Origin of the sequence: Stenotrophomonas sp. SrG (assembly GCF_050031795.1) — a bacterium.
Classification (GTDB): Bacteria; Pseudomonadota; Gammaproteobacteria; order Xanthomonadales; family Xanthomonadaceae; genus Stenotrophomonas; species Stenotrophomonas rhizophila_A.
On sequence record NZ_JBNBBE010000771.1, the window covers coordinates 1 to 246 of the forward strand.

General features: G+C 72.0%; 1 protein-coding gene. It reads right to left on the minus strand.

What is annotated here, in order from left to right; all coding sequences use genetic code 11:
- The coding region (locus ACQG3P_RS21655) for a porin (protein ID WP_426806202.1) at positions 1–246 on the minus strand (246 nt) is incomplete at both ends.

Here is a 246-nt window from a genome sequence, read left to right on the forward strand (position 1 = left end):
GTGTCGTAGCGCTCATGCGCCAGCGACAGCCCCAGGTGCAGCACGTCGCCGGCCGTGGCGCCCGGTGCCCAGGTGGCGCGGCCGCCGGCCGCACGGCCCTTCACCAGCCACGCAACCATGCTCTCCAGACGGTAGGCACAGGCGGCCCAGGTCATGTCGTTTTTGGCCGCCTGCCACGACGCGCCCACACGGTACAGCGGCGCCAGCGTGGTGCCCGCGTTGCCACGCACCACAAAGCTGCCGTAG